The organism is Mesobacillus sp., from assembly GCF_047739415.1.
In the GTDB taxonomy this organism is placed as follows: domain Bacteria; phylum Bacillota; class Bacilli; order Bacillales; family Cytobacillaceae; genus Mesobacillus.
In genome coordinates, this window is sequence record NZ_JBIQOE010000093.1 from 1 (window position 1) to 14416 (window position 14416).

13 protein-coding genes are annotated in these 14416 nt (G+C 37.4%); 10 read left to right on the plus strand and 3 right to left on the minus strand.

The window, feature by feature from the left end; genetic code table 11:
• Positions 1 to 16 precede the first annotated feature (16 nt).
• Positions 17 to 133, plus strand: a complete 117-nt coding sequence (locus ACH0QE_RS07650) for a hypothetical protein (protein WP_415800149.1) — start codon at positions 17 to 19, stop codon at positions 131 to 133.
• 1 nt (position 134) lies between these two features.
• Positions 135 to 3107, plus strand: a complete 2973-nt coding sequence (locus ACH0QE_RS07655) for a type III restriction-modification system endonuclease (protein ID WP_415800104.1) — start codon at positions 135 to 137, stop codon at positions 3105 to 3107.
• Positions 3108 to 3224: 117 nt separating this feature from the next.
• On the opposite strand, the gene ACH0QE_RS07660 is transcribed toward ACH0QE_RS07655, so the two are convergent.
• From ACH0QE_RS07660 to ACH0QE_RS07670, 3 genes are read right to left on the minus strand one after another with little or no spacing between them, the layout of a single operon-like run.
• Complete coding sequence (locus ACH0QE_RS07660; RefSeq protein WP_415800105.1) at positions 3225 to 4877, minus strand: DUF2326 domain-containing protein; 1653 nt, start codon at positions 4875 to 4877, stop codon at positions 3225 to 3227.
• The gene (locus ACH0QE_RS07665) at positions 4867 to 5094 is read right to left on the minus strand and encodes an ABC-three component system middle component 7 (protein WP_415800106.1); all 228 of its coding nucleotides are present in this window, start codon (positions 5092 to 5094) and stop codon (positions 4867 to 4869) included. The genes ACH0QE_RS07660 and ACH0QE_RS07665 overlap by 11 nt, the downstream gene beginning before the upstream one ends.
• Positions 5078 to 6286, minus strand: a complete 1209-nt coding sequence (locus ACH0QE_RS07670) for an ABC-three component system protein (protein ID WP_415800107.1) — start codon at positions 6284 to 6286, stop codon at positions 5078 to 5080. The genes ACH0QE_RS07665 and ACH0QE_RS07670 overlap by 17 nt, the downstream gene beginning before the upstream one ends.
• A 364-nt stretch (positions 6287 to 6650) precedes the next feature.
• Here ACH0QE_RS07670 and ACH0QE_RS07675 point away from each other — a divergent pair, with 364 nt between their 5' ends.
• Genes ACH0QE_RS07675 through ACH0QE_RS07710 form a run of 8 tightly spaced genes read left to right on the plus strand, consistent with a single transcriptional unit; the run spans position 6651 to position 14248 of the window.
• Positions 6651 to 6827, plus strand: a complete 177-nt coding sequence (locus ACH0QE_RS07675; protein WP_415800108.1) for a hypothetical protein — start codon at positions 6651 to 6653, stop codon at positions 6825 to 6827.
• Positions 6802 to 7143, plus strand: coding sequence for an rRNA biogenesis protein rrp5 (locus tag ACH0QE_RS07680; RefSeq protein WP_415800109.1), 342 nt, complete (start codon positions 6802 to 6804; stop codon positions 7141 to 7143). The genes ACH0QE_RS07675 and ACH0QE_RS07680 overlap by 26 nt, the downstream gene beginning before the upstream one ends.
• 20 nt (positions 7144 to 7163) lie before the next feature.
• Complete coding sequence (locus ACH0QE_RS07685) at positions 7164 to 8327, plus strand: DUF2800 domain-containing protein (protein ID WP_415800110.1); 1164 nt, start codon at positions 7164 to 7166, stop codon at positions 8325 to 8327.
• Between the two features lie 18 nt (positions 8328 to 8345).
• Positions 8346 to 8888, plus strand: a complete 543-nt coding sequence (locus ACH0QE_RS07690; RefSeq protein ID WP_415800111.1) for a DUF2815 family protein — start codon at positions 8346 to 8348, stop codon at positions 8886 to 8888.
• A 5-nt stretch (positions 8889 to 8893) separates the two neighbouring features.
• Positions 8894 to 10843, plus strand: a complete 1950-nt coding sequence (locus ACH0QE_RS07695) for a DNA polymerase (RefSeq protein ID WP_415800112.1) — start codon at positions 8894 to 8896, stop codon at positions 10841 to 10843.
• A gap of 22 nt (positions 10844 to 10865) precedes the next feature.
• The gene (locus ACH0QE_RS07700) at positions 10866 to 11663 is read left to right on the plus strand and encodes a phage antirepressor (protein ID WP_415800113.1); all 798 of its coding nucleotides are present in this window, start codon (positions 10866 to 10868) and stop codon (positions 11661 to 11663) included.
• 16 nt (positions 11664 to 11679) lie between these two features.
• On the plus strand, positions 11680 to 11859 hold the full coding sequence (locus tag ACH0QE_RS07705; protein ID WP_415800153.1) for a hypothetical protein: 180 nt from the start codon (positions 11680 to 11682) through the stop codon (positions 11857 to 11859).
• A complete protein-coding gene (locus ACH0QE_RS07710) occupies positions 11843 to 14248 on the plus strand; it encodes a VapE domain-containing protein (RefSeq protein ID WP_415800114.1) in 2406 nt (801 codons plus the stop codon). Before ACH0QE_RS07705 ends, ACH0QE_RS07710 begins: the two co-directional genes overlap by 17 nt.
• Positions 14249 to 14416 lie beyond the last annotated feature (168 nt).

Here is a 14416-nt window from a genome sequence, read left to right on the forward strand (position 1 = left end):
GAATAATGAATTACTTATTTCAAGAGTAGTTGTTTATCCGTATTCCTTACCATTTAATCAGTCACATGAGCTGAAGAAAAACATAGCAAACTTAAGACAAAACAAGAATATTACAGTGATTGAGAGGTATTAATATGCAAATACAATTAAAACATTTACCTCATCAAACTAATGCTATCAATGCAATATGTAAAGTATTAAAAGATGTTCAAATTTCTAGAGTTAATGCAATTCATCAAAATCCAATTATAGACTTGAAGGATGAGACTATTTCCACCAACATTACAGACATTTGGAATGGTGATATTGAGGATTTTAATCCAATTCCTAAAAGTATGCAAAGGACTGTAGATGATGGGATTCTTGGAATTGACGCAAAATTAGAAACTGGTACCGGAAAGACGTATGTATATACAAGGCTTATGTATGAATTAAATAAACAGTATGGATTTAACAAATTTATTCTTCTTGTTCCATCAACACCGATAAAAGAAGGGACAAAGAATTTTATAGAAGCTAATTACTCGAAGATGCATTTTGCAGACATTTATCCGAATGTGTCATTAAAACTTCAAGTGTTAAATGCACAGAAAAATAAATCATCTGGGAGAAAAATGTTCCCTAGCGCAATAGCTGAGTATGCAAGAGGGACTAGATTAGAGAAAAACAGAATTCATGTGTTGCTTACTACTGATAAAATGCTATTGTCTAAGGCTACAATGGAAAAGGATGATTATGATCAAACGCTTCTTGGTGAATTTACGCAGCCTTATAAAGCCATTGAAGAAACACGACCAATTGTTATCATAGACGAACCACATAGATTCAAAAGAGAGAATAAAGCGTATCAATGTATTACGGATAAAATTAAACCTCAGTGTGTTATTCGGTTTGGGGCAACTTTCCCTTATGCTGAAAAAAGTGAAGAGAAGGATTATAATAATCTAGTTTATAATCTTGGGGCATGCGAAGCGTTTAATGAACAGCTAGTTAAGGGTGTTGCTGTTCAAACATTAGAAGATGCTGACGTTGATGATGTCAACATAAAATTAATGAAAGTTTCTCATAGACCAAAATCGTGTGTATTTAGAAATGAAAAGACTAAGAAAACATTTGATTTGGTACCAGGAGACAGTTTGAGCATTATTGATGAATCATTCTCAGGAATTAGCGTAGAAAGTATTGGGAAAAGTGATGAATGCGATGTAAGTAATGGCTTAACTCTTTCCAATGGGCATGTTATTACCGTTGGAGATATTATCTATTCTTCAATATATGGAACGACCTATCAAGAATTAATGATGAAACAGGCTATAGAGGCTCATTTTATTAGAGAAAAAGAAAACTTCCTTCGAGGAAACAAAATAAAAACCTTGAGTCTATTCTTTATTGATAGTATCTATTCATATAGAGGTTCTAATAATGATGGAAAACTCAGGCTAGCTTTTGAAAAACTATTAACAGAAAAGCTCAAAGAAGAAATAAGTAAAATTAACCAACTAGATAAAATGTCACGTAGAATACTTGATTATAAAGATTATCTAGAAGCTTCACTGAAGGATATTAAAAAAACGAACGGTGGTTATTTTTCAGAGGACAACTCAAAATCGGATGAAGATATTCAAGAAGAAGTGGATAAAATTCTTCGTGACAAAGAATCATTGATTTCATTTAAGGGTGAAGATAATCAATGGAATACGATGAGGTTTATTTTCTCGAAATGGACACTTAGAGAAGGCTGGGATAATCCTAATGTATTTACAATTGCTAAGCTCCGTTCAAGTGGTAGTGAAATAAGTAAATTACAGGAGGTAGGCAGAGGTCTCAGATTGCCGGTTGATGAATTGGGGAATCGAATTTCCGGGGAGCAATTCTACCTAAACTATATCATCGATTTTTCAGAGAAAAAGTTCGCAGACAATCTGGTTAATGAAATCAATGCTGATGTAAAAACGATTACCTCAATCAGAGATGTCCTCTCAAAAGTGGCAAAAGACCGTGGCGTGGATGAGAATGTATTATTCGCAGAGCTACTTATTGGGGGGTACGTTGATAAGGATCAAAATATAATAGAAGATATGCGTCTTGAAATGATGGATAAATACCCAGAGTTTAACACAGGCTTACAACAAGGCAAAGTTATTGACACTAGCAAGAAAAAACTTGGAGAGATAAAAATCCGAGAAGAGCGATTTTCTGAAATCAAAGAACTCTGGGATAAAATTAACCAAAAATATTATCTAATGCTAGATGAAATAGACGATGAAGAATTGGGAAGTGCGGTAACTGCGATTCTTGAGAGCAATATTTTTGAAGAGCAGTTAATACATGCAAAAGAAAAGCGGACAACAAAGGGTGAAGATGGACTAGTTGAAATGAAAGAGTCAACAGCAGGATACCATGTAATAAATTCAACAATGCCATATGGTGAATTTCTAAGACGAATACAGTCTGCAACAGGCATTCCTATGAAGATCTTGCACAGAAAAATCGTGGAATACAACTCAAAGAGTACGATTAATACAAAGTTATTCAATAAGACTACCTTACAAAATTTCATTGCAAAATTTCAAGAATGGCTGGAATCAAGTTTTATTAAAAAATTCAGCTATAAAAAGCTTGAGGTAAGTACTACAGAAACCACTTTAACTGATATCGATGGCAATGTAAAAGAAGTCATACCACAAGGCTCTGTAGGAATAATGCGTTCAGATAGTCTATCAGTACCATCGAAATTTCTATATGATAGCTTTATTTATGATTCGCCAAAAGAACGTGAGACAATTGAGAACAGTAATATTGATGAAGTTGTTGTTTTTGGAAAAATACCGAGGAGTAGTATAAGAGTTCCTTTATACTATGGTGGAACCACTAGTCCTGATTTTATGTATGTATTGAAGAAACCAAGTGGTGAGCATATTATTAATTTCATTGTCGAGACAAAAGACGTAAAAAAAGATAGTGGATTAAGAGACGAAGAAAAAATGAGAATAAAATCAGCAAAAGAGTTCTTTGAAACTTTAAAGGAAGATGGACTTAACGTATCCTTTGAAAAGCAGATGAAAAAGGATGATATTGTAACATTGATAAGGAAATTAGTGAAGTAATTAAACCACTATCGTGGATTCGAGAAGACTACATTACCAAATACTGAGCAGTAAGAAGATTATAAAGCCTCGACTATTGCTATAGTATTAATAAGTGGAAAAAGACTAGGTCTACGTTTAAAAACCTGGTCTTTTTGCGTTTTTTTCATTCCATGCCCAGCCAAATAATTCATTACCACCTTCTGATAAATGAAGAACAGAAGTACTCTCCATCATTTCCTGTGCCTTTTCCGAATAGGAATCTTCTTTGTCAATAGTGATAAAAATTTGCTTTTCATAAGAAGAATATATTTTTAAGATGTTTTCGAAGGGAGTATCACCTATCTGCTTCAGAATAAATGAATCATGAGCAACTGCGGGTAGTGGTGTTAATCTTAATACGGATAAATCAAACACAATCATACCCTTATAATTAGTTCCTGTTCCAGAGTCATCTGGGGTCATAAACGTATAGTTACTAGCATTCGGAATATTGAGGATAGGGGCTTTTTTCTCTCCGTCATATATCTTATCATTTATCTTTTCCATTTGGATGTTTATCTCATTTTGCAGTTCAATTAATAACTCTTGTTGTAAATTATCCAAGTTTTCTTTGTAACTTTTTTCCGTGGTCTTCAACGTGTTCAGTTTATCATAAGAGTTATTTTCAGCAATTAAAGTCTTAAGCTCATTATCAATTGCTGAATATTTATCAAGAACAACTTTTGATAGCTTTGCAGTATCTCCCAACTCAATAATTTGTTTTTCTAACGAATTAATATCATTGGTTGTTAAATCAATCATTGATTGTAACTTTGCTTGATTCTCTTCGAATTCTGATTGTAATATTCCGGATATATTTTTATGAAATTGTTGAATTTCTTCTAGTTTTCTTAAATTCGTATCTGGAAAGAAATTTGCTAATTTTGAAAAGTCTGCACCATATTGCTTTATTTCAGGGCGTAAGTCAGCCCGCATAGCATTTAGTTGAGACATTAGACGAGAACGTTGTCTTTTTAATATGGTTATATGTCCTTTGATACTAGAAATTTCATCGGCTTCTTGAGAATCAATCCCCAAAAGAGCATTATTATTCTCGTCCGCCATAGATGCTAATTCTTTTTCTAATTCATGAATCCGCTTTTCATTTTGTATATACTTCCTTTTTGTTATACGTGGTATAAAATCAAATGATTGTGCTTTCTTAAATGTGGAATGTTCATTTTTACTGTTCTTATATACTTTTAACAAATCTGCAAGGGTAGAATATAGATTAAAAAGCTTCATGAGTTCTCGAATGGCATCTTCAGTCTTTTCATTAGGAACAATATTCAAAGGTTTTTTCTCTGAAAGATTATCTCTTCCGTACACACGGAAATATCTGCTAATGACGCCCCTGAATGATGTAAGTGGCAAATCTATTCCATAGTGATTGAAGAGGAAGTCATGATAAGCCCCAATAGGCATGGATTCCACAGGCATGTAGTTATCATTACACTGTACTACTTCCTGGTGATTATCAGTTGAACGATAGAAGTAGTACATAATACCAGAAAACTCAAAAGTAAAATAAATCTTATGAGTTCCAACGTTTTTTAACACGTCTGTAGATTTTTTTATATAATCGTCCCCACCAAATATGAAATCAAGAATCATTAAAAAGGTTGATTTACCAATAGAATTGGACCCAGTCTTACTACCAATGACAGTGTTCAATCCTTTATGTAATTTAATCGGAGGTCTAATTTCTCCATGACTTTTAAACTCATCGCATCTGACTTCAATCAACATAATGTAGCGCCTCCGTTTCTTCAATGAAGTCAATTTTCCTTAATGCATATAAACTATCTAAAATCTCTAAGTATTCGCCTACATCGCTTACTTCAGATTTGATCTTCATGTATAAATCCCCTATAGATAAATCACCCTGCTTTAGGATAGAAAGTACTAAAGGGAATTTCGCAATAATACTTTCTTGATAAGCGATTACTTTATTGGGTAATTTCATCGAACACCTCGCAATTTTGGATGAAGAATGCAACAATTACCTCACAAGCTGAAATAAATGTTGTATTTGCAGTTTGTTTGAACCAATCTGTAAGATGATTGCAGACTTCCTCCTGTGATAGACCTTGTTTGGCTAATTTCTTGTAGCATAACCTAACGGTCATTGCAATTTCCTCGAAATCGAGAATGCCTTCTCTTTGTAGCTCTGCAAAAGTCGTTTCAATAAAGTTATGATAACCAAGAACATACGCTTCAGTCTTAAGAATTAATGGCACATTATCCGTTGTTATTTTGCTTCTAACCTTGAGAGCATTATAACTTAATTGCTCGAAAGCAGAAGACAAATCAGCACTGGATATTTGTCGAAGAACTTTTTCAATTTGCTCTTCTAAATAAATACCTTCAGTGATTTCCATTGCTTTATAATTGCGGACCAAGGAATCTTTTTTATAAATAAGATTTTGACATTCCTCAGGAGTTCGGTGCGCAGTGTATTCATTAGCACAGGTTAGACACAGTGGTATTTTATTTGCATTACTTTTCAAATTTGAACTAGGTTTTCTTACATTTTCAAAAATAGCGGCTTCTTTCTTAGTTAAATTGGTTGGGTAAATGTTGACGATCTCATATTCTTTTAAGGAAATATCATTTTTAGTCTTAACTAACTGATTGCCGCATTGAGGACATGTGTGATGCGCTTCTGAGAGAAGATAGAAGTCATTCTCATCTACCGGTGCATCTATCACAGTATTTGGTAAATTCAAGGCGTATAGAAAAGAGTCGGCTAGAAACTCCGCGGTATCTCCTGAAGAATATTTAGATAGTAGTTCATCCTGTTTTTTTACTGAGACATCACTATTTTTAATAATCCTTGTTAGATTCTCTAACATGTCCTCTTTAGTGTGAGGATTTAAGTAAGGCAAAATATCACTATCAAAATAAGAATGTGTTTCAGATATGACTTTAGGATCAGCTGAAGCACTTTTTATTGCATCCGGAACCGGTTTTTTCTGCTTTAAGAGATTACTGACGAATGTATCATTTATGTCAATATGGCTACCATTTTGATTCCTTACTGTATCTTTGCTCGTAATTGGTAATAGCAGCAATTCAACTACATCTTTATTCCCATTTGGCGCCTGCAAACCTGTTTGCAGGTTTTTTACATATGTTGCAAAAGTTAGCCTTTTCATCAGCAACCTCCTTTCTGTGTTCAGAAAAAAACGGGTCAAAAAAGGGTCAAATTGAGATTAAGTACTTTGGTTGTTTCATATCGTACTATTTTACTTGTAAGGAACATGACAAGTGGCCATTTGGATATACCTTACAAATTAACATTTTATCACAAAGTTAACTATTGAACTATAGTATCCATTTTTCCAAAAGAGAGAAGCTGTAAAAAGCGTGCTCTTTATGTGTAGAAAAGGTGGTGCTGTGATTGTCTAATGTTGGTTTCTGTATTGAAGAAAATATTTTTTGTAATTTTGGTTTCCAAACCACCCTCCCCGTTGGCTAATAAGTGAAGGACATTATTAATCACAAGGAGGTGACCTTTAATTGGCAACACAAGTTAAGCCAAAAGAGGGCAACAAAGTCATACAGGAAGAAATGATTGGCGTCCTTACAGCTATCAGCATTGTTTCTAAAAGACTAGCGAATCGGCTAAGCCAACTTGATGAACAAAATGAAAAGAAGGGAGAAAAAGCAAATGAGCAAAACGAAACTCGCTATTGATGTAGTGACTGACTTACGAAATCTAGCAGGTAGTATTGAAACATTAGTATTTGCATTAGAAAGTAACAAATCTGAATCTGGAGCGCCTGTTGAGAAAAAGGAAACGATAGAAAACAAGGAATCAAAGAAATCACCAAAACCTTCGAAAGCTAAGCTACCTACTTTGGAGGATGTCAGGGCAAAACTTGCAGCGCTTTCTCAAGATGGAAAACAGGTACAAGTGAAAGAGCTGATTACGGGATTTGGTGCAAAAAAACTAAGTGATATCCCAGTGGATAAGTATCCTGAACTATTAGAAGATGCGGAAAAGCTTTAAAAGGAGGTTCCTACTATTCTATGAACCATTCAGAAAGAGCCCATGCAAGTTTAAGTGCCTCCGGTGCGAGTCGCTGGTTAGCTTGTCCACCAAGTGTTCGGCTGTCAGAGCAGTATGAAGAAACAACAAGTGTTTTTGCTAAAGAAGGTACATTCATGCATGAGCTGTCAGAACTTTACTTGTCATACAAATTAAAGCAGATAACAAAAGCTCAGTTGAACAAAAAGCTGAAGCAGATGAAACAAAATGAATTTTATAACGAAGAAATCGAACAAGCTGTACAAACTTATGTTGATTTTGCAACTGAAAAAATGAATGAGGCTAAGGCAACTAGCAAGGATCCACTCATCCTTATTGAGGAAAAAGTAGATTTTAGTCCTTGGGTTCCAGCTGCTTTCGGTACGGGCGACATTATTTTGATTTATGGTGATAGATTAGAAGTTATTGACCTTAAGGGTGGGAAAGGTGTCAAGGTTTCAGCAGTTGATAATCCACAAATGCGACTGTACGCTTTGGGCGCATTAAACAACTTTGGTCTACTCTATGATACTCAGAAAATACTGATGACCGTTGTGCAACCCAGATTAGACAATATCTCCACGGATGAAATGAAAGTCGATGAATTATTGGAATGGGCAGAAACAGTAGTCAAGCCAAGGGCGGAATTAGCATTTAAGGGTGAAGGTGACTTCATGGCCGGCGAGCATTGCCGTTTTTGCAAGGTGAAAGCGACCTGTAGAGCGAGAGCGGAAGAAAATCTGAAACTGGCCTGTATGGATTTTCAGAAACCACCGTTACTGAAGGATGACGAAGTAGTAGAAGTTTTAACATCTATGGATCAGCTGATGAGCTGGGCAAAAGATGTACAAGAATATGCTTTAAACATGGCAATGGATGAAAACAAGCAGTGGCCAGGAATGAAATTGGTCGAAGGCAGAGGCAGCCGTAAATATAGTGATGAAAATGCAATAGTTGAAGCACTTACTACTGCAGGATACGGCAGTGATGTGATCTATAAGAAATCACTTAATACGATTACAACACTGGAAAAAGAACTTGGTAAAAAGACATTCCAAGAGTTGCTTGGCTCTCTCATTACAAAAGCGCCGGGGAAAGTAAAGCTCGTGCCAGAAGAGGACAAGCGACCGGAAATAAAAGCTTCACCAGAAGTGGATTTTCAATAACGAGGAGGAAAATAAATCATGGTAAAAATTACGATTGGAACAAATGATAACCCAGTACGGTTCAGTTATGCAAATGTACATCAAGCAGTCAGCGTTAATGGAAGTGACCTTAAGTATTCAGTAAGTATCATTATCCCAAAATCAGATAAGGCAACAATTAAGAAAGTAAAAGATGCGATTCAAAAAGCCACTCAAGAAAATAAGGACAAGTTTGGTGGTAAGGTGCCTTCAAATCTAAAGACACCTCTGCGTGATGGTGATGTGGATCGTGAAGATGACGAGGCTTATGCAGATTCCTATTTCATTAATGCCAACAGCAAGATAAAACCAGGGATTGTCGATGCTGAGTTAAATCCAATCATGGACCAAAGTGAGTTTTATTCCGGCTGCTATGGACGAGTAAGTTTAACCTTTTATGGCTTCAATGTAAATGGAAATCGCGGGATTGCTGCAGGGCTTCAAAACATTATGAAGACAGATGATGGAGAGCCGCTTGGCGGACGTAGTAGTGCTGAAGCTGACTTTTCTGATGATAGTGAAGATGATGATATTTTAGGTTGATATCTATGAAACTATTAGCCGTTGATATAGAAACATACAGTAGCATAGACCTTATTAAAACAGGGGTCTATGCGTACTGTGAATCAGCTGATTTTGAAGTTCTCCTCTTTGCCTATGCGGTAGATGATGAAGATGTTCAGATTATTGACTTAGCTTCTGATGAAAAGATACCAAATGATATTGTGAAAGCAATGTTTGATCCAACAGTCATAAAAACAGCTTATAATGCAAATTTTGAAAGAACATGTTTAGCCAAGTATTTTAATCAACCGATGCCGCCTGAACAATGGCGGTGCTCATCAGTTCATGCTTTAATGCTTAGCTTACCTGGTTACCTTGATGGAGTAGCAAAATGTCTCAGATTACAAGAACAGAAAATGAAGGAAGGGAAAGCCTTAATTCGTTACTTTTCTGTTCCTTGTAAACCTACCAAAGTGAACGGAGGAAGAACTCGTAATCTGCCAGAACATGACTTGGATAAATGGGCTACTTTTAAGGATTACTGTAAGCAGGACGTTGAGGTTGAAAGACAAATTCGGAAGAAGCTAGATTCATTCCCAATTCCCAATGTCGAACAGAAGCTTTGGGAGTTGGACCAAAAAATCAATGATGAAGGTGTTCTTATTGATGATAACTTAGTCACTAATGCGATTCAGGCAGATAAGGCATCTCAGGATGAGCTCTTTGAAGAAGCTGTGCGTTTAACAGGAATCGAGAATCCGAATAGTCCAGCGCAGCTCAAAGGTTGGTTGTTAAAACAAGGGTTAGTAGTTAATAGTCTTACCAAGAAAGATGTGGAAGCTCTAATGGGTGAAGTGGAAAACCCGGAAGTCAGGCGGCTGTTGGAATTAAGACAAGCAATGTCCAAAACATCAGTGAAAAAGTATGAAGCCATGGAACGTTCCATTTGTCCTGATCAAAGAATTAGAGGACTACTCCAATTCTACGGAGCGAATCGCACAGGACGTTGGGCGGGTAGACTTGTTCAAATTCATAACCTTCCAAGAAACAGTTTAAATGATTTACAGGTTGCAAGAGATCTATTGAAATCTGGAAACTATGAAACCCTAGAACTTCTTTTTGAAAGTGTGTCTGACGTTTTATCGCAATTAATACGAACTGCGTTCATTCCATCGAAAGACCACCGTTTTATTGTTGCTGATTTCTCAGCAATTGAAGCGAGAGTAATCGCGTGGCTGGCAGGAGAGCGTTGGCGAATGGATGTGTTTCAATCCCACGGAAAAATTTATGAAGCCTCTGCTGCACAGATGTTCAAAGTGCCCATTGAAACCATCGATAAAGGTAGCCCGCTTAGGCAGAAAGGGAAAATTGCTGAGTTGGCCCTTGGCTACGGTGGCTCTAAAGGGGCATTGATGCAAATGGGAGCTATAGAAATGGGACTAACTGAAGATGAACTTCCAGAGTTAGTTTCTGCATGGCGTGAGGCGAATCCGAACATCGTGAAGCTTTGGTGGGGAGTTGAAGCGGCAGCTATTAAAGCTGTGAAAGAAAAAGCAGTAGTGAAGATGCAGTATGGACTGACTTTCCATTACACCAAAGGGATTTTATTTATCAAGTTACCATCTGGGCGTTCTCTTGCTTATGTCAGGCCTAGAATCGGGATTGATGAGCGGTTTGGTAAAGAACAACTAACTTATGAAGGAACGGAGCAAGGTTCCAAGCAGTGGGGAAGGATCCCGACATATGGAGGGAAGTTGACGGAGAATATTATTCAGGCGATTGCAAGAGATTGTCTTGCTGTTTCCATGATTCGATTGGATGAAGCGGGATATCATATAAATTTTCATGTCCATGATGAAGTGGTTCTTGATGTACCAATTGGGACGGGCTCCTTGGAACATGTTGAAGAATTAATGGGACAACCAGTTGAATGGGCACCCGGACTTCCGTTAGGTGCGGATAGCTTTGAAACTTTCTATTACAAGAAAGATTAAATTGAACAGGAGGAAATTGATAATGAATAAATTACAGGTAGTTTCAAATGAGGTTTTTGGAAAGTTACAGGTAATGGAGTTGGATGGTAAGGTATATTTTCCTGCAACGGATTGTGCAAAGATGCTTGGTTATTCCAATACGAAAGATGCTATCAAACGCCATTGCCGGTGGGTAGCGAAACACGACCTACCTCATCCGCAGAACGAAAAAAAGGTTATTCAGAAGAATTTCATCCCTGAAGGTGATCTTTATCGTTTGATTGTGAAATCGCAACTTCCGGTAGCGGAGCAATTCGAACATTGGGTGTTCGATGAAGTGCTACCAGATATCCGAAAACACGGAATGTACGCTTCCGAATCATTACTTGATGACATTCTTAAAAACCCGGATCTTGGTATTAAGCTTTTTACGGAATATAAGGAAGCTAAAGAAGAAGCAAAAAAGCTAAAGCTTGCTAATGCCCAACAGAAACAAATTATCGGTGAGTTGCAGCCGAAAGCGTCGTATTATGATCTGGTTCTTCAGAATAAATCGGTTGTACCAATAAGCATTATTGCGAAGGATTACGGTCTATCTGCAAGAAAACTGAATGCCATTCTTCATGAGGTAGGCGTTCAATTCAAAATGGGAAAAACATGGCTGCTTTATCAAAAATATGCGGATATGGGCTACACGCAATCAAAAACCCATGCCATTGATGCTGAAAGAAATGTAATGCACACCTATTGGACTCAAAAGGGACGGTTGTTTCTTTATGAGTTACTTAAGAGAGAAAAAGGATTAGTGCCGTTAATTGAACGTTCTACTAAATCTGCATAGCAGGGGCGTGTCGAGATTGGCTGACATGGAAACTGTAAAATTTGTATCCCAATTAAAAAAGTATAGAGATGTACTACCAAAGCAGACCATTAAAACACTTAAAGGCCAGGCTCTTTCCGGTGATTTGGAAGGAGCCAGAAAAGGCATTCGTAAGGTGATACGCAGGAGGATTGGTAGATGTGAAAGAGCCCAGTGAAAGAAAAGATCACAAACTAAAACATGATGGTAATCTCACCATTGCAACGGGACGAAACAGAAAAGAACTAATTTGGAAAAACAGAGATTTGCTTTGGTCTGAGGTTGTTCAGAAGTTAAGCAGCACGGTTCGAACCCATGAAACTTACGAGGAATATAAAAAGCTTTCCAAATCAAAGCAAGACGAAATAAAAGATGTGGGTGGATTTGTTGGTGGAACCTTAAAGGGTGGCAGAAGGAAGCATGACAGTGTGGTTTGGCGACAAATCGTGTCCCTTGATGCAGATTTTGTGAAAGGGGACCTGTGGGCATCTGTTGAGACCATGTTTGGCTATGGGTGCGCCATGTATTCTACCCACAAACATCACTCGAAAAATCCGAGATTAAGGCTTGTTATTCCATTATCAAGGCCAGTTACCGCAGATGAATATGTGCCGATTGCAAGAAGAATTGCCGCTGATCTTGGGATTGATTTTTTCGATGATACAACCTATCAAGTGCATCGATTAATGTATTGGCCATCGACATCATCAGATGGTGAGTTTGTCTTTCAAGTGTTGGACGAGCCTTGGATTGATGCTGATGCAGTTCTTGCTAGATACCCAGATTGGAAAGACTCTTCTTATTGGCCAGAAAGTTCAAGAACTGTTCATGAGCGAAAGAAGTTGGCTGATAAACAAGGTGATCCCAAAACCAAAGAAGGTGTGGTCGGTGCCTTTTGCCGAACTTACACTGTCACCGATGTGATTGATAAATATTTAAGTGATGTTTACGTTCCTTGCGAGGATCCAAACCGATATACGTATTCAGCTGGTTCCACTGCTGGTGGGTTAGTCATCTATGAAAATGGTGACTTTGCTTATTCTCATCACTCAACTGACCCGATAGGTGGGCGATTATGCAATGCTTTTGATTTAGTTCGTATTCACTTATTTGGTGACTTAGATGAAACAGTGAAAGAAGGAACACCCATCAACAGGCTGCCTTCCTATAAAGCTATGGTGGAAGAAGCCTTAAAAGATAAACAGGTGAAACTAACATTAGGTAAAGAACAGTTAAGTCTTGCAGCAGAAGATTTTGAAGATGGGGAAATGGAGTGGCTGGTAGAACTCACACGAGACCAGAAGGGAAACATCGTCTCTAGTGCTCCAAATGTCATACTTATACTTGAAAATGATCCCGCTTTTAAAGACCGAATCGCTATGAACGACTTTGTCCATCGAGTTGTGATCAAAGGGAATCTACCTTGGCGAAGTGTCGAACGTGGTGAATATTGGTCGGACATGGACGATGCCAGCCTACGTAATTATCTATATTCAATTTATGGTATTAAAGGAGCGGGTGTTATTGCTGATGCATGGAGTGAGGTAGCAATCAATCATGCCTTCCATCCTATTAAAGATTATTTAAACAGACTTGAATGGGATGGTCGAGATCGGATTGAAACCTTAATGGTCGATTACCTTGGCGCTGATGACAATGACTGTGTCCGAGCGTTTACTCGTAAAATTATGCTTGCAGCAGTGACAAGAATCTATCGTCCAGGTGCGAAGTTTGACTACTGTGTGGTTCTTGTTGGCCCTCAGGGTGTTGGGAAGAGTTACATTATTAAGCTTTTAGGCAAAGAATGGCACTCGGACTCCCTGATTACTGTAAAGGGTAAGGAAGCCTATGAACAACTTCAAGGTGCATGGATTTTGGAAATGGCGGAACTTACGGCAACGAAGAAGGTAGACGTGGAGGCAGTAAAGCATTTTATTTCAAAGTCAGAGGATACCTTTCGTGTCGCATATGGAAGGCATAATGAAACATTCAAACGGCAGTGCGTGTTCTTTGGAACAACCAATGATTATGACTTTTTAAATGATCCAACAGGAAATCGTCGCTTCCTACCTATAACGGTTAATGGCGGCGGGAGTAAAAACATGTGGAATGGTTTAACAGATGATGAAGTAGACCAAATATGGGCGGAGGCAAAGGTCCTGTATGAAAAGGGAGAGACCTTAGCATTAAGCAAAGACATCGAAGAAAAAGCTCGTGAACTTCAAGCTGCCCATACACAAGAAAATCCGATTGCAGAAAGCATTAGAACGTATTTAGAAACCGAGGTTCCTACAAATTGGTATGAACTCGATATTGGTATGAGAAGAACCTACTTGCATATGGACCATCCCGATGACGACTCAAATCCAAAAATGAAATTGAATAAGGTCTGTGCCCAGATGGTGTGGGAAGAATTATTCCAAAAAGATGTATCTATCATGACCAGATATGATTCGAAGGAAATTAATATGATAATCCAACACACGTCTGGTTGGAAAAGAGTTAGTTCCATTCGATTTGATAATAGTTATGGGACACAAAGAGGATTTAAAAGAGAAAATTTGTAAACAAGTAAACTTTTATAAACTTTTATTGTTTACATCAAACCTCTTGTCTTTCTTACTCTATATACCTTGTAAACATGATAAACATATATATCTATATAAGAAGAAATAGAGAGTATAGAGAATATTATATATACCCTACACCCTCTAATACGCTTATATGATAGCTTA